The sequence below is a fragment of the Methylomonas paludis genome (assembly GCF_018734325.1).
GTDB classification, from domain to species: Bacteria; Pseudomonadota; Gammaproteobacteria; order Methylococcales; family Methylomonadaceae; genus Methylomonas; species Methylomonas paludis.
Genome location: NZ_CP073754.1, coordinates 1,018,983 through 1,033,384, shown reverse-complemented (window position 1 = coordinate 1,033,384; position 14,402 = coordinate 1,018,983). Strand labels below are relative to the sequence as shown.

Annotated in this window: 12 protein-coding genes; 8 read left to right on the top strand and 4 right to left on the bottom strand. The window is 51.5% G+C overall.

All coding sequences use genetic code 11. The features are described from left to right. Positions 1–622 precede the first annotated feature (622 nt). The 5 genes from KEF85_RS04755 (at position 623) to KEF85_RS04735 (ending at position 8,569) form a co-directional block, all read left to right on the top strand. The gene (locus tag KEF85_RS04755; protein ID WP_215579373.1) at positions 623–1,744 is read left to right on the top strand and encodes an IS4 family transposase; all 1,122 of its coding nucleotides are present in this window, start codon (positions 623–625) and stop codon (positions 1,742–1,744) included. 275 nt (positions 1,745–2,019) lie between these two features. Further along, positions 2,020–3,357 carry an exodeoxyribonuclease VII large subunit gene (gene xseA / locus KEF85_RS04750; RefSeq protein WP_215583568.1) on the top strand — a complete coding sequence of 446 codons (1,338 nt, stop codon included), beginning with the start codon at positions 2,020–2,022 and terminating at the stop codon, positions 3,355–3,357. Continuing rightward, positions 3,350–4,195 carry a peptidoglycan DD-metalloendopeptidase family protein gene (locus KEF85_RS04745; RefSeq protein WP_215583567.1) on the top strand — a complete coding sequence of 282 codons (846 nt, stop codon included), beginning with the start codon at positions 3,350–3,352 and terminating at the stop codon, positions 4,193–4,195. The genes xseA and KEF85_RS04745 overlap by 8 nt, the downstream gene beginning before the upstream one ends. A 310-nt stretch (positions 4,196–4,505) precedes the next feature. Further along, positions 4,506–6,422, top strand: a complete 1,917-nt coding sequence (locus tag KEF85_RS04740) for a dynamin family protein (RefSeq protein ID WP_215583566.1) — start codon at positions 4,506–4,508, stop codon at positions 6,420–6,422. Beyond that, a complete protein-coding gene (locus KEF85_RS04735; protein ID WP_215583565.1) occupies positions 6,419–8,569 on the top strand; it encodes a DUF4407 domain-containing protein in 2,151 nt (716 codons plus the stop codon). Before KEF85_RS04740 ends, KEF85_RS04735 begins: the two co-directional genes overlap by 4 nt. A 2-nt stretch (positions 8,570–8,571) precedes the next feature. Here KEF85_RS04735 and KEF85_RS04730 read toward each other — a convergent pair whose 3' ends face one another. Beyond that, positions 8,572–8,760, bottom strand: a complete 189-nt coding sequence (locus KEF85_RS04730; RefSeq protein ID WP_215583564.1) for a hypothetical protein — start codon at positions 8,758–8,760, stop codon at positions 8,572–8,574. Positions 8,761–8,877: 117 nt separating this feature from the next. Here KEF85_RS04730 and KEF85_RS04725 point away from each other — a divergent pair, with 117 nt between their 5' ends. From KEF85_RS04725 to KEF85_RS04715, 3 genes are read left to right on the top strand one after another with little or no spacing between them, the layout of a single operon-like run. Then, positions 8,878–9,264: a hypothetical protein gene (locus KEF85_RS04725; protein WP_215583563.1), complete on the top strand. Its 387-nt coding sequence runs from the start codon at positions 8,878–8,880 to the stop codon at positions 9,262–9,264. A gap of 11 nt (positions 9,265–9,275) precedes the next feature. Then, positions 9,276–9,905 (top strand): DUF2760 domain-containing protein, encoded by a 630-nt coding sequence (locus KEF85_RS04720; RefSeq protein ID WP_215583562.1) that lies wholly within the window; start codon positions 9,276–9,278, stop codon positions 9,903–9,905. Beyond that, positions 9,902–11,740 (top strand): Hsp70 family protein, encoded by a 1,839-nt coding sequence (locus tag KEF85_RS04715; RefSeq protein ID WP_215583561.1) that lies wholly within the window; start codon positions 9,902–9,904, stop codon positions 11,738–11,740. Before KEF85_RS04720 ends, KEF85_RS04715 begins: the two co-directional genes overlap by 4 nt. 217 nt (positions 11,741–11,957) lie before the next feature. On the opposite strand, the gene lolD is transcribed toward KEF85_RS04715, so the two are convergent. Genes lolD through fur form a run of 3 tightly spaced genes read right to left on the bottom strand, consistent with a single transcriptional unit; the run spans position 11,958 to position 14,316 of the window. After that, positions 11,958–12,650, bottom strand: a complete 693-nt coding sequence (gene lolD, locus KEF85_RS04710; RefSeq protein ID WP_215583560.1) for a lipoprotein-releasing ABC transporter ATP-binding protein LolD — start codon at positions 12,648–12,650, stop codon at positions 11,958–11,960. Further along, the gene (locus KEF85_RS04705; RefSeq protein WP_215583559.1) at positions 12,643–13,890 is read right to left on the bottom strand and encodes a lipoprotein-releasing ABC transporter permease subunit; all 1,248 of its coding nucleotides are present in this window, start codon (positions 13,888–13,890) and stop codon (positions 12,643–12,645) included. The genes lolD and KEF85_RS04705 overlap by 8 nt, the downstream gene beginning before the upstream one ends. A 9-nt stretch (positions 13,891–13,899) precedes the next feature. Continuing rightward, a complete protein-coding gene (fur, locus tag KEF85_RS04700) occupies positions 13,900–14,316 on the bottom strand; it encodes a ferric iron uptake transcriptional regulator (protein ID WP_215583558.1) in 417 nt (138 codons plus the stop codon). Positions 14,317–14,402: the final 86 nt, after the last annotated feature.

Genomic DNA, 14,402 nt, shown 5'->3' with positions numbered 1-14,402 from the left:
ACTTGTAACTAGTGTAACCCAAAATGCTGTCCTATTTCTTTGATGCCATGAGGGACGCAGGTATTTATTTTTGCCAAATCACTCCCGGCTACTTACCACTAAACCCTACGGTTTAGGAAATACTCCAGCTACTTGGGCTATTTTTCTGGCGTGGGCCTTACCGTAAATGGCATAAATAGTGGCACATAAATGGAGTAAGTCCACTTATGGCCAATTTTTATCAGCCATTATTCAATAAATCTTTTGATCAATTTTGGCTATCAATAAAGAAATTACAATAAATCAGCACAAATTCGCGCCCCTGCCCAGAAGCTGAAACCGGGCTTTCTGGCAGAGGTGTTGCCAGCAGGGATGCTGGCAGCAAGCCTACAGGGATGTATTCACGGCGTCCTCTGGCAGGAAGCCCGGTTTCAGCTTCGGTGATTTACCAGCAACCTTTACACACAGTAACTATTTAATAAGCCTCAAAGCAAAAAACAGCTTAATAATCGCAAAGTCATCGCAAAATTCCTCTGTACACGACAAAACCTAAAAACCGGCTAAAGAAGATGATCTAAGCTTATGACTTGAAAGCCCATCGCAAATCTGTTTCACTCTCTAATGACTAAAAAAGGGGGTGAACATGGACTTAAACGATGGGCTTAGAGCGATTTTAAAAGACCATGTGTCTTGGAGCAAGCGCCGTTTAGATTGTTTTATCGGTCTGTTACTGGCGTTAATCCAATCCAGGCACATGAATTTAACGCAATTAGCGGTGAATTTTGGTGGACAGGCGACCTTAAAGTCCCGGTACAGGCGGCTTCAGCGTTTTTTTCAAACCGTTGTTTTTGATTATGACGCCGTGGCGCATCTGATCATGCAGTTGTTTGATTTTAAGGGCCAGTCGTATTATTTGACTCTGGATCGCACTAACTGGAAATGGGGAAAGGCCAATCTGAATATCCTCACCCTGGCGATTGCTTATAAAGGCATGGCGGTGCCGGTGTACTGGTTGGTGTTGAATAAGCAGGGTAACTCCAATCAGCGTGAACGAATCGCCTTATTGCAACGCTTCATCCGGCAGTTTGGTCGGCATGGCATTCAAGGCGTATTGGCTGACCGGGAGTTTATTGGCGATCAGTGGTGGCAATGGTTAACAGACCATACCATTCCGTATTTGATTCGGATGAAAGACAATCAGTTACTGACCAATCGCCGCCACGCCGGAAAGCCCGTTCAAGCCCTATTCCGGGATTTAAAGGTGGGCGAGCAGCGCGTACTGAGGAAAAGACAGCGCATTGGCGATCAGTGGGTTTGGTTGAACGCCTTAAAATTAGAGACCAACGAGCTATTAGTGTTGGCCAGTAACCGGCGCTTGGCTCAGGCGATTCAAGTTTACGGCCAGCGCTGGCAAATTGAAAACCTGTTCCAATGCTTGAAAGGGCGCGGCTTCCATTTAGAAGATACCCGGCTGACCCGGTATTATCGGATTAAGAAAGTCATGGCGCTCCAAGCCATTGCTTTTTGCTGGGCCCATAAAGTCGGGGAATGGAAACATCGAGCCGTTAAGCCGTTAACCATCAAACAACACGGTCGCCCGGAATGTAGCTTGTTTCGTTATGGGCTAGACGAGCTGAATAACTTTTTGTTGAAAACGGTTAAATCGGCTGATGAGATGCTTCGATTCTGGATTTTGTTTTTATGTCCGCCGACTATGATCGATTATGACCGAAGTCGGTCTGGGAAAATAACCCTCAGAATTTAAGTGGCGCGTTTTGTCGTGTACAGAGGCAAAATTCAAAGCCTATCCCTCGATTCCGCTTCGCTGCATCGAGGCTACGTCAACCTCGGCGCTTTTTATACTAAATCTCTACCAAACCCAAAATAACCATAAATTTAAGCAATACTGATCACAAATTAATATTTTGCTTAATCATAACCCATCAACCAGCTTTCAGAACACTTCAAACCCACGGCAACCGCCATCCCCCCAATCCCCTGTATAATATCCCCACACCCCAACCGCATTAAACCCAAACCATGCCAGAAACCGTTTACAGCGTTTCCCAACTTAACCGTGAAACCAAGCGGCTGCTGGCCAGTCATTTTTTGACGGTACAGGTAACCGGAGAGATTTCCAATTTGAGTATGCCCAGTTCCGGGCATATTTATTTCACCTTAAAAGACGCCCAGGCCCAGATTCGCTGCGCCATGTTTAAGGGCCAGCAGCTGCGCCTGCGCTTTAAACCGGCTAACGGCGCACAAGTGCTGCTTAGCGCCCAGGTCAGTTTATACGAGCCGCGCGGCGATTATCAATTGGTGGTGGAAGACATGCAGGCCGCCGGGGATGGGGCTTTGCGGCTGGCTTATGAACGGCTTAAACTTAAATTATCCCAGGAAGGCCTGTTTGATGAAGCCCGCAAACAGCCCCTGCCCTTGCTGCCGCGCCAAATCGGCGTAATTACCTCGCCCAGCGGCGCGGCCATTCATGACATTCTGACCGTATTAAAGCGCCGCTTTCCAGCCATCCCGGTATTGATTTATCCGGTTGCTGTGCAAGGCGAATCGGCCAAATTTGAAATCGTCCAAGCCCTGACGACCGCCAATCAGCAGGATCAGGTGGATGTAATCATCCTGGGCCGGGGCGGTGGTTCGCTGGAAGATTTGTGGGCATTCAATGAAGAAATAGTCGCCAGAGCCATCGCCGCCAGCCAGATACCGGTGATTTCTGCGGTGGGCCATGAAGTAGACTTCACCATTGCCGATTTTGTCGCCGATATCCGCGCCGCCACCCCATCCGCCGCCGCCGAACATGCCGTGCCGCATCAAAGCGAATGGTTTAATGCCTTTCTGGCCTATGAACAGCAGTTGCAGCAATTGATGCTGCGCCATGTGCAGCAGCGCCAACAAACCCTGAGCTGGCTGAGCAAAGCCCTGCAACAACAGCATCCCGGCCAGAAACTGCAACGCAATGCCCAGCGCCTGGACGAACTGGAACAGCGCATCAATCAGGCCATGCAGCGCAAACTGCACGATCTGGCCCAGCAACTGGCGATAGGCCGCCACAAACTGCGTCAGGTGCAGCCGGACGCCCAAATTGGCCGCCATCAGCAGCAATTACAGTATTTACAGCAGCGCCTGCACCGCGCCATGCTCAACAAATTACAAAAACTCCGCGACCGGCAGGCGGCAATCAGCCAGACCCTGCATGTGGTCAGCCCTTTGGCGACTCTGGAGCGCGGCTACAGCATCGTGCAACGCCAAGACAACCAGCAACTGGTTAAATCCGTACAGCAGCTGCAGTTAAACGATTTATTACTCAACCGCTTTGCCCAGGGCAGTGTTATCAGTCAGGTTAAGGAAATTATTCATGATTAAAACCATTTTATTCGGCAGTTTGCTGGCCCTGCCCACCCTGGCGGCAGCTTTGCCGCAAAGCCTGCTGGTGCCGGGCGGCATCGCCAGCATTGCGGTAGGCAATGCCCACAGCCCTGCCCCCAAAGTGTTTTACCAAAACCAGCGGGTGCTGGTGAGCCAGGATAACGGCCAGTGGCGAGCGCTGGTGGGCATCCCGCTATCTGCCGCACCGGGTATGCATCAGATCAGCATCCAGCAGGGCAGCGCCAGCCAAACGGCAGAATTTCTGGTGCTGGACAAGCATTATCCGGAACAGCGCCTGACCATCAGCAATAAACGCATGGTCGATGAAATGACCCCGGAGGATTTAAAACGCATTGACGCCGAGAAACAGCTGATGGCCGGTGTCAAAGCCACCTGGACAGAGCAGCCGGTCGATACCCATTTTCATGCCCCGGTAGATGGCCGGCTCAGCAGCCTGTTTGGCCTGAAACGCTTTTTTAATAATGTGCCGCGCCAGCCGCATAACGGCCTGGACATAGCCGCCCCACCCGGCACCGCCATCCTGGCCCCGGCTGCCGGCACGGTGCTGGCCACCGGCAACTTTTTCTTTAACGGCAATACCGTGTTTGTCGATCACGGCCAGGGCTTGCTCAGTGTTTACCTGCACATGACCCAGATTGATGTGCAGCGCGGCCAGCATGTCCAGCCCGGCGACCGGTTGGGCAGCGTGGGCGCCACTGGCCGGGTCACCGGCCCGCATTTGCACTGGATAGTCTATCTAAATCAGGAAACCGTAGACCCGGCTTTATTCATCCCCGCCGATCTGCCGCGTCTGGCGGCCAGAAACAAGCATTAGGCCGGGGAATAGCGATTTAATTGACCTTTTCCGCACTGGGTTATATAGTTATGGCTTCGCACCGCGCCATTTAATCAAGAAAATTAATTGCTTACGCTTTTAAACTAAACCGGGCGGTACGACCGGCTCGACCTTCTCCGGCCAGAGAGGCGGCCTTTAGGCAGAAGAATAAGAATAATAATCGCCAAAAATGATTAGCGCGGGTTTTGCTTAAGCCGCGCCGCCCGGCTTTAGCCTAAGCCGTTTGCTGATTAGCCACACTGTTCTTCCGATGCATTAATCATTGCTAGCTAATTTTCAGGACTTGTCCATGCACCAGTCATCAGAAGCAGACCATTTAACTCAGCTGCTGCAGCGCTTTCTGGATATACACGCCGGGATTGCCGCTTTTCTACCCGCTCAGTTTCTGGAAGAAGAACTGGGCTTATGCCGCAAATTTGCCGAACAGCTCCAGCACGAAGAATTTCCGATTGCTTTTACCGGCCTGAGTGGCCGCGGCAAGTCCACCATTATTAATGCCCTGCTGGAAAAAAAACTGCTGCCTACCGGTGTTAGCCCTCGTCCGGATTTTGCCTGTATTATCCGTCAGGGCAAACGCGATCTGGCCCAAGTGATTTATAGAAACCACCCCAGCCGCTATCTGGCCGATCTGGGTCAGGCCCGCGCCTATCTGCAAGGCCAGCCCGACCCGGCCGCCCCCGCCGACACCATCACCTGCCTGGAAATTCGCTTGCAGGACACCGCTTTTCCAGACAAATTTGCCCTGGTGGATTTTCCGGCCATCGACACCGCCACGCCGGAACAACACGCCGCCAGCCACGAATTTATCCGCGCCGAAGCCAAGGCCTGGGTGTTGTGTCTAAACGCTGCCGATGCCGATTTGCAATCGCCGCTGCTGCAAAGTTTTTTTCAGCAGATTCAGCATGACAATCCGGAATTGTTTAAGCGCTGCTTTGTGTTGATTAACCAATGGGATAAAGTCGATACCGGTCTGCAGGCCCAAGCCGAGGCCGACTTAAACGCCGCCATCAAAACCGCCGGTTATGAGTTTGCCAATCACCGGATTTATAAGGTCTCGGCCTTAAATTTCCAGATATTAAATCAGGAAATCACCACCGATACCGGCTTGCAGCGTGATGTGGATCATTTGCTGGTTTATGCCGATCTGGACAGCATTTTCGCCGACCCGCATGGCTTGATTGAGCAGCATGCCGAGCTGAGTGAATTTAAGCGCTTTAAGGCTAATCTGATTAAATTTATTAATCAGACTGCCGCAGCGGAACTCAACGACAATGCCCGCACCGCTTTGATTAAGGCCATTGTGGTGCTGAACAGCCATTTGCACGAAAACGCCGAACTAAGCCTGGATCCGGCCGAACAGGAAAAATATCTGCATAATCAGCGTGAAGATTATGTGGATACCATTTTAGTCCAGTTTAAACAGGACATCACCGGCATTCTGCAGCGCTTTGAAAACGATTTAACCGATGCCGCACCGCAAGTATGGCATGAAGGCGTGCAAAAAGATTTATTAACTGATATCCGCAAACTGCTGCTCGATCCTGAGCAGGGTCTGGCCCGGCAAATCATCCCCGGCCTGGGCAAAGGCGGCATCGCCGTGCCGCAGATTTCCAAATTTGTCACCGAGGTGTTTGAAGCGGTACAACTGGACAGACGCATGATAGAGGCGATGGAAAAAACCGCTCGCACCCATGAAAAACTGGACCGGCTGAAGTTTGAACTGCAACAGCCGTTCCGGCAATTCTGGTTTGACAGCCTGGATAAACGGGTGGATGCGGTACTTAATCCGGAATATATTGTGATGCGTATCTACGGCATTCTGGAAAATCTGATTACCTGGCGGGTCTGGCATCGGGATATCGAAAACAAGCTGGATGCCGCCAATCTGGAAAATATCGACAAAATCATTGCCGAAATCGATGGTTTTTTCAGCCGTAATCAGGAAAAAATCCGCGAACGGGTGCAACAAACCATCAAATACCATTTTCAACGCTATGTCATCCCCAAACTCAAAGACATTTTCAGCCTGCAACTGGGCGATGCCAATGAATTGACGGTGGGCCTGAAAAACCGCATCCGCAACACCATAGACGAACCAGGCAATAGTTATAACGATGAATATCAAAACCTGATGGCGGCCATTCAGGCCCAACAGCAGGCCCTGGCGCAATTATCCAGTTTGAAACAGGAGCTATATCAATTATGAGCAGTCTGATTATTCCCAACACCTGTCCAGATTGTGGCGCGCCTACTATTGATGATCGCTGTGAAGCCAATTGCGGCTGGACTTTTAACCCGGCGCTGCCGCTTACTGCGCCGCCGATAGTGGAAATCCCGGATAAGGGTTTACGCAAAAGTTTTTTTGACCGGTTTTTTAATATGGTCGGCAGCCACCCCGGCCCGGCCAACATTCCCGCCCCATTGCCGGAGCTGCCGCCGGAACCGGCAGCAGAACCGCTCAGCAGCAGCCCGCCGGCCGCGTTGGAAAAAGCCCCGGAACCTGCTACCCCACCTGCCGAAACCCTGGAAAATCGGGTGGGGCAGTTAGAAACCCGCATTAAATCCGCCGATCAACTCAGTAAATATCTGCTCAACCAACTGGATCACAAACTGGCGATCCGGGTTAAGGAACAGGAAAGCCTGATCGGCATCGAAGCCGAAAAAGCCGTGCAGCATATCAAACCGGCCATCCAGACTGAACTGCACACCTTTATACGCGAAGAAGTCAGTCTACAAACCGAGCCGGTGGTGGCGGAACAACTGCAAAAAATTGAGGCCGCCAATACCGTGGCGCTAAGCAATATTGTCCAGCAGCAGGTGGAACGCAAGTTGGTGGCAGAAGAACTGGACAGCCAGGTTGAACAACGGGTGCAGCACAATTTCCAGCAAAACTTTGCCCGCCAGTTTCAGGAAAGTCTGGATAAATTATTACTCACCGATCAGGACTATGTAGAAATAAAAAAAAAAGTGGTGAGTCGTTCCACGACTAAGCCCGGCATCCCAGGCCGGGACAAGGCCTGGTACTGGTTATCCGGCACCAGCGTGGAATTGCTGGAGCATTGCCCGGAATCGGAAATCAAAAAATATCAGGCACTGGGCATATCCATGTTAATGCCGATGCTGATGGGCTTTTTTGCCTGCCTGCATCTGGCCGAACAGCATTTCACCAGCGAAACCCTGGCCAGCCACAGCATGATTATCGGCCTGTCGTTGGTATGGACTTTATTCATCATGGCCATAGACCGGATTTTACTGGTGTCCTATCGGGTCAGCGGCCAGTGGCAGGTCAAAATTGTCCAGTTCGGCTGGCGGTTTTTTATTGCCCTGCTGTTTGCGCTGATTTTTGATGCCTCGTTTTTGCCGACTTTATACCACTCCGATGTGCAGGCGGTGATTAATAATAACCGTAAAATCCAGTTGGATGAGCTAGGCAATAAACTCAGCAGCCAACAGCAGCAGTTGTTCGGTTTGCCGGAAGCCGAAGATTTGCTCAGCGCCGATCATGCCGACCGCAAAGCTTATGAGCGCCTGAAAGCCGAGCTGGATGCCGCCGGCGACAACATTAAAGTCTACGCCGCCGACCGCCAGGCTGCCATTGCTGACGCCTCTTGCGAAATCAACGGCGGCCCGGCTTGCCAGAAAGGCATAGGCGCAAAATTCAATGCCGCCAAACTGCGTGAAGATGCCGCCAACGAGCGTCTGGAAAATGCCAAATTGCATAAACAGCTGCTGGAAAACCAGTTACACAGCTTGTATGAAAAAACCAGTGCCAGGGAAAACATACTGGCCGAACTCAAAACCAGCCCGGCCTACCACGATCGAAAGAAACAGGCCGAAGCCGAATATGAACTGGCCGGCAAAGATATTCTGGCTTCCAATCCCCGCGAAGAAACCAAAATTGTGTTCGATTTGTTCAAAAAAGCCTGCAGCGATGGCGATTGGCTAACCGCCGCCACGTTTCTGGCCTATCTGATCCTGTTTATTCTGGTGGATACTTTTCCGATCATCATGAAAATTCTGATGCCGCGCGGCATGTACGACAATCTGCTGGAGGCTCAGGATCAGGCCATAGGTGCTAAAAACACCGGTCCAACTCAAACCGTTAACGGCAATATCGTCACCACCGGCTTTCGCCAGACCGACCTGGGTTTTGAGATAACCGAAATTACCGCCCGGTTTGCCGTTAACAAGAGTTACACAGCCTGGCAGGTGATACAGAACACCCTGGAAGCGCAACTGGATCACTACATCCGCGCCAACTGGAAAAATCACGGCTCGGCACGCAGCAGCGATCCGGATAAATCCGGCTTTGCCGTGTATACCCTGTCCTGCGGCACGCCGCCGCTGAGTTGAGCTTATTGTGTGGCTGCGGCCCGGTCGCGCAAATAATGGCTGTAGCTTTGTTTGTTGACACAATCATCTTGCATGGCACGCTGGCATTGCTGTTGTTGCAAATTTTGCACAGTGGCGTAAGCGGATTGTTTCAGGTCGGTACAGCCGCAGGCGGCCAACAGTATCAGCCCGGTCAAAACCGGCACTTGCATAGGCACTGACTTGGCACTCCCCAAAAACCTGACAAATAGATACCGGCTTGTTCATTTCCACCGGCTTCGCGTAAAATCTCCCTAATTATAATGATACCCAGACACTGGAACAACACCATGAAAGCGATATTAACTGCCCTGTTACTGCTGTCCTCAAACTGGACTTATGCCGAAGAAGCTAAAAAAGAAGAAGAATGGCATGAAACCACCTTATCGGACGAAACTATCAAAAAAATTCAACAAGCCCAATACACTTATAAAAAATGCGTGGTGGATGCCATGAGCAAACCGGAGTTTGCCCAACTGGAAAGCCGGAATGCCACCGATGCCGTGATCAGACAATGCGAACCGGTACTGGGCGATATCCGTAAAGTCTATACCGATGTGGAAGTACCGGGCGTGATTGCCGACCGGCATCTGAAAAAACTGCGTATCCAAGTCACCCGCAGCGTTTTACAGGAACTGATGTATAAAGAAGCCGCCAAAAAAGCCGGCCAACCTTGATTTAATAATATATGAATACTTTTACCATTGATTTGTCTTTACAGCCCACAACCCTGGATTTGTGGCATGTCAGTCTGGCCGCCACCGTGGCCGTATTGTTATTGATTTTGCTGATTGTGCTGCTCAGCGCCCTGTTCCGCAAAAAACCCCAGCCTGCCGTCATCGTGGCGCCGGAGCCGGAAATCAGAATAGTGGAAAAAATTGTGGAAGTCGAAAAACGGGTGCAATTACCGGCACCGGAGCCGGTGATTTTAAAAGAAGCCAGCAGCGATGCCGCCCTGCAACTGCTCAGCCTGTTACAGCAGGAAGCCCGTTTTATTGATTTTATTCAGGAAAACATGAACGCTTACAGCGACACCGATATCGGTGCAGCGGCGCGTATCGTGCATCAGGGTTGTGCCAAAGCCATTAATGAGCATTTTAGCTTAAGCCCGGTCAGTCAGGAACTGGAAGGCAACCGTATCACCCTCAACCCCGGTTTTGATGCCAACCTGTTCCGCCTGACCGGTAATATCAGCGGTGTGGCGCCATTTAACGGCGTGCTGGTACACAAAGGCTGGCAAGTAACCGAGGTGCGTTTGCCCAAGCTCACCGAAAATCACAATGCCCATATTATCGCTGCCGCCGAGGTGGAACTATGAGCCAGGGCTCACGTTATTCGGTCGGCATTGATTTAGGTACCACCCATTGCGTTTTGTCTTATCTGGATTTGCACAGCGATCAGGATCAGCCGGTACAGCTGAACGTATTTGCCATCCCGCAATTGACGGCGCCCGGCCTGATTGAAGAAAAATCACAACTGGCGTCCTTTATCTACCTGGCGCATGGTGCAGAAATTGCCGAAGGCGCTGCGGCGCTGCCCTGGACCAGCCAGCCTGAGCATCTGGTGGGCGAAATCGCCCGGAATCTGGGCAGCAAAACCCCGGTGCGGCTGGTGGCCAGTGCGAAAAGCTGGTTGTGTCACACCGGCGTGGACTGCAAACAGCCTATCCTGCCGGCCGATGCCCCGGCGGATGTCCCCAGAGTGTCACCGTTTCTGGCCAGCACTGCCTACTTACAGCATTTAACGGCAGCCTGGAATCACCAATTTCCAGACCAGCCGCTGCAAGCTCAGGAACTGACCATTACCGTCCCGGCTTCGTTTGACCCGGCAGCACGGGATTTGACCATCGAAGCCGCCCGCAGTGTCGGCCTGACTCAGGCTGTTCTGCTGGAAGAGCCGCAGGCCGCTTTGTACAGCTGGATAGAAAAAAGCGCAGACGACTGGCGCAATCAGGTGCAAGTGGGTGATGTGATCCTGGTGGTGGATATCGGCGGCGGTACCACCGACTTGTCGCTGATTGCGGTGACGGCTGATCAGGGCAATCTGCAATTGACCAGGGTAGCGGTGGGCGACCATATTCTGCTGGGCGGCGACAATATGGATTTGGCACTGGCTTATACCGTTAAAGCCAAACTGGAAAAAGACACCGGCAAACGTCTGGAGCCTTGGCAATTACAGGCATTAACCCATGCTTGCCGGGAAGCCAAGGAAACCCTGTTCAACCAGCCGGAACTGGCGGCCATGCCGATTGCTTTGGCAGGACGCGGTTCGGCACTGATCGGCGGCACTTTGCGCAGCGAATTAAGCCGGGCCGAATTACACCAGGTGCTGGTGGAAGGCTTTTTGCCGGTAGTGGATATCCACACCAAACCGCACAGCAGTCCACGTAGCGGCTTGCGCAGCGCGGGTTTACCTTATGCTCAGGATGCCGCCATCACCAAACATCTGGCGGCTTTTTTAAGCAAACAACTGCATGCGGTACATGACTTTGCAGATATTAATCTGCCTGGCCACGCCGGATTTTTGCATCCAACCGGCGTGTTATTCAACGGCGGGGTACTAAAAGCCGAGGTGCTGGCCGAACGCCTGCTGGAAACCCTGAATCTATGGCTGGATGCCGAGCAAGCTCCACCAGCCCGGCTGCTGCAAGGCGCAGACCTTGATTTGGCCGTGGCACGCGGCGCGGCTTATTACGGCTATGTCCGCCAGGGTAAAGGAGTACGCATCAAAGGCGGTACAGCAGCGGCCTATTATGTCGGCGTAGAAAGCGCCCGGCCCGCCGTACCCGGTTTACCGCCGGAAATCGAAGCCTTATGTCTGGCCCCATTTGGCATGGAAGAAGGCAGTGAAATCTCCCTGCCCAATGATGAATTTGGCTTGATTATCGGTGAACCGGTCCGCTTCCGTTTCTTTGCCTCCAAAACCCGCCGCGAAGATCAAGCCGGCGACCGCCTGGATTACTGGCAGGATGAGGAGTTGGAAGAACTGGATGAGATCGAAATCACTTTACCCGAAGCCGGTTATCCCCCCGGCGAAGTGGTACCAGTACACCTGTCTGCCGCCATCACCGAAGTCGGCACCCTGGAACTGCGAGCAGTATCCAAACACAATCAGCAACACTGGAAAATAGAGTTTGAGGTGCGCGCAAACTAAGCCCATCCCCTCGATTCCGCATCGCTGCATCAAAGCTACATGTCAATTTCAAGCACCCCGTAGCCTCGATGCAACACAGTGGAATCGAGGAATTCGCAGGATGGCCTTCATCCAAGAGCACTTTAAGAATGTGTTAAACACATCATTCGCAGCAAACTACTCGTTTAAAAAACAATCACCCAACCTGACACAAAGAAACGCCAAACCAAGCAATTTTTCAACCCAACAACGCATCCACAATCAAACCATCTTCCATGTGCAATACTTTATCCATCCGCGCAGCCAGATCCGGGTCATGGGTAACAACCAGAAAACTCACCTGCAATTCCTGGTTTAATTCCAGCATCAATTGATAGATTTGTTCGGCGGTTTTACTATCCAGATTCCCGGTAGGTTCATCAGCCAATACGCATTTGGGTTTATTGATCAAGGCTCTGGCCACGGCGGCACGCTGGCGCTCACCACCGGACAATTCGCCGGGCTTATGCAAAATGCGATGACCCAGCCCCACCCGTTTCAATAAAGCCGTGGCTTTGATTTCTGCCTCGCGAATACTGACCTTAGCTATCAATAACGGCATAGCCACGTTTTCCAACACGCTAAATTCACCCAGCAGGTGATGAAACTGATAAATAAAACCCAGGGACTGGTTACGCAAGCGGCCTAATTTGGCGCCGCGCAGTTGGTTGTAATCGTAACCATCCAGGATCACGCTGCCGCTGCTGGGCTTTTCCAAACCACCCAACAAATGCAACAAAGTGCTTTTGCCGGAACCGGATGCGCCCATGATGGCTACCCGTTCACCGGCCAGAATCTGCAGGTCTACCCCTTTTAATACCTCAACATTCAAATCGCCTTGCACATAACGCTTGGTCAAATCCCGGCACTGCAAAATCACCGAATTACTCATAACGTAATACCTCGGCAGGATTGATGCGCGATGCTTGCCAGGCCGGATACAAGGTGGCCAACAAGGACAGCACAAACGCCATACCGGCAATCCAGTAAACATCCACCCAACTTAATTTGGAAGGTACTTCGCTGATGTAGTACACGTCGGCGGCCATAAAATGAATACCAAAAGCCTTTTCAATAGCCGGCACGATGGTTTCCACATTCAAGGCCAGCAGCACACCGCCTGCGGTACCTAACAGGGTGCCGATGCTACCGATCACACAACCCAATACAATAAAAATACCCATCACGGCAAGATCGGATAAGCCCTGAGTTTTTAAAATGGCAATATCACCGCGTTTATCGGTGACCACCATCACCAGAGTGGAAACAATATTAAACGCAGCCACCGCCACAATCAGCAGCAGAATAATAAACATGGCGCGTTTTTCGGTTTGTACGGCACGGAAGAAATTACTGTGTGCCTTGGTCCAGTCGCTGACCCGATAATCGTCACCCAGCGCATCCGCCAGATCCTGGGTAATCACCGGGGCATTGAATAAATCATCCAGTTTTAGCCGCAAACCGCTGACTGCCGGTTCTATGCGAAATAATTTACCGGCATCATCCAGATGAATCATGGCCATATTGCGGTCATACTCATACATACCCACCTGGAAAGTACCCACTACGGTAAAGCGTTTCAGGCGCGGCAGGATACCCGCCGGGGTAGAATTGACTTGCGGAGTAATGACGGTCAGCTTTTCTCCAACACCCACCCCCAGATAATGGGCCAGTTCAATACCCAGCACAATGCCGAATTCACCGGATTTTAAGTCGCTGAGCTGTCCCTGGGTCATGTGAGCCGCCACTTCGGAAACATTGGCTTCATATTCCGGCAGGATGCCCTGCAGCATGGAACCACTAACCTGACGATCGGCGTTGATCATCACCTGGCCTTGGGTAAAAGGCGCAACCCCTTCCACATGCGGCAATTTGCGGGTGCGCTCGGCCAGGGTTTGCCAGTTTTCCAGCTGGCCAAACCGGCCGCTGATGGTGCTATGGGCGGTCATGCCCAAAATGCGTTCCCGCAATTCGGCTTCAAAGCCGTTCATCACCGACAGCACGGCTATCAGTGCCGTCACTCCTAAGGCGATGCCCAATACCGAAGTCAGGGTAATAAATGAGATAAATTGAGTACGGCGCTTGGCGCGGGTATAGCGCAAGCCTATGAAAAAGATTAATGGTCTGAACATGTTATGGTTTTAGGCGGACTTACAATCGTGACAGTAGCCGTATAGATATAAACTGTGGTCGGTTAATTCATACCCTAGACGTTTGGCGATTTCGTCCTGGCGCTTTTCAATAACTTCATCGTTAAATTCATCAACTTTGCCGCACTTCATGCACACAACGTGATCATGATGACTGCCCTTATTGATTTCAAAAATCGAGTTGCCGCCTTCAAAATGATGACGATTGACCAAACCCGCCGCTTCAAATTGGGTCAACACCCGATACACTGTAGCCAAGCCGATTTCTTCGCCTTCGCTTAACAGGATTTTATACACCTTTTCGGCAGATAAATGCCGGTCATCCTGCTGCTTTTCCAGAATTTCCAATATCTTGACTCTGGGCAAAGTCACCTTTAAACCAGCATTTCGTAAATCCTGCGTTTCCACAAGTCTGCCCTCCGTTAAACGCTCACAAACAAAGTCATTGTATCGTTTTTTGCTGAAAGCCGCTGATGGAATTATGGGATAATGGG

Coding starts and splice junctions, on each gene's coding strand:
- KEF85_RS04755 (WP_215579373.1), top strand. CDS start 623: ATGGACTTAAACGATGGGCTTAGAGCGATTTTAAAAGACCATGTGTCT.
- xseA (WP_215583568.1), top strand. CDS start 2,020: ATGCCAGAAACCGTTTACAGCGTTTCCCAACTTAACCGTGAAACCAAG.
- KEF85_RS04745 (WP_215583567.1), top strand. CDS start 3,350: ATGATTAAAACCATTTTATTCGGCAGTTTGCTGGCCCTGCCCACCCTG.
- KEF85_RS04740 (WP_215583566.1), top strand. CDS start 4,506: ATGCACCAGTCATCAGAAGCAGACCATTTAACTCAGCTGCTGCAGCGC.
- KEF85_RS04735 (WP_215583565.1), top strand. CDS start 6,419: ATGAGCAGTCTGATTATTCCCAACACCTGTCCAGATTGTGGCGCGCCT.
- KEF85_RS04730 (WP_215583564.1), bottom strand. CDS start 8,760: ATGCAAGTGCCGGTTTTGACCGGGCTGATACTGTTGGCCGCCTGCGGC.
- KEF85_RS04725 (WP_215583563.1), top strand. CDS start 8,878: ATGAAAGCGATATTAACTGCCCTGTTACTGCTGTCCTCAAACTGGACT.
- KEF85_RS04720 (WP_215583562.1), top strand. CDS start 9,276: ATGAATACTTTTACCATTGATTTGTCTTTACAGCCCACAACCCTGGAT.
- KEF85_RS04715 (WP_215583561.1), top strand. CDS start 9,902: ATGAGCCAGGGCTCACGTTATTCGGTCGGCATTGATTTAGGTACCACC.
- lolD (WP_215583560.1), bottom strand. CDS start 12,650: ATGAGTAATTCGGTGATTTTGCAGTGCCGGGATTTGACCAAGCGTTAT.
- KEF85_RS04705 (WP_215583559.1), bottom strand. CDS start 13,890: ATGTTCAGACCATTAATCTTTTTCATAGGCTTGCGCTATACCCGCGCC.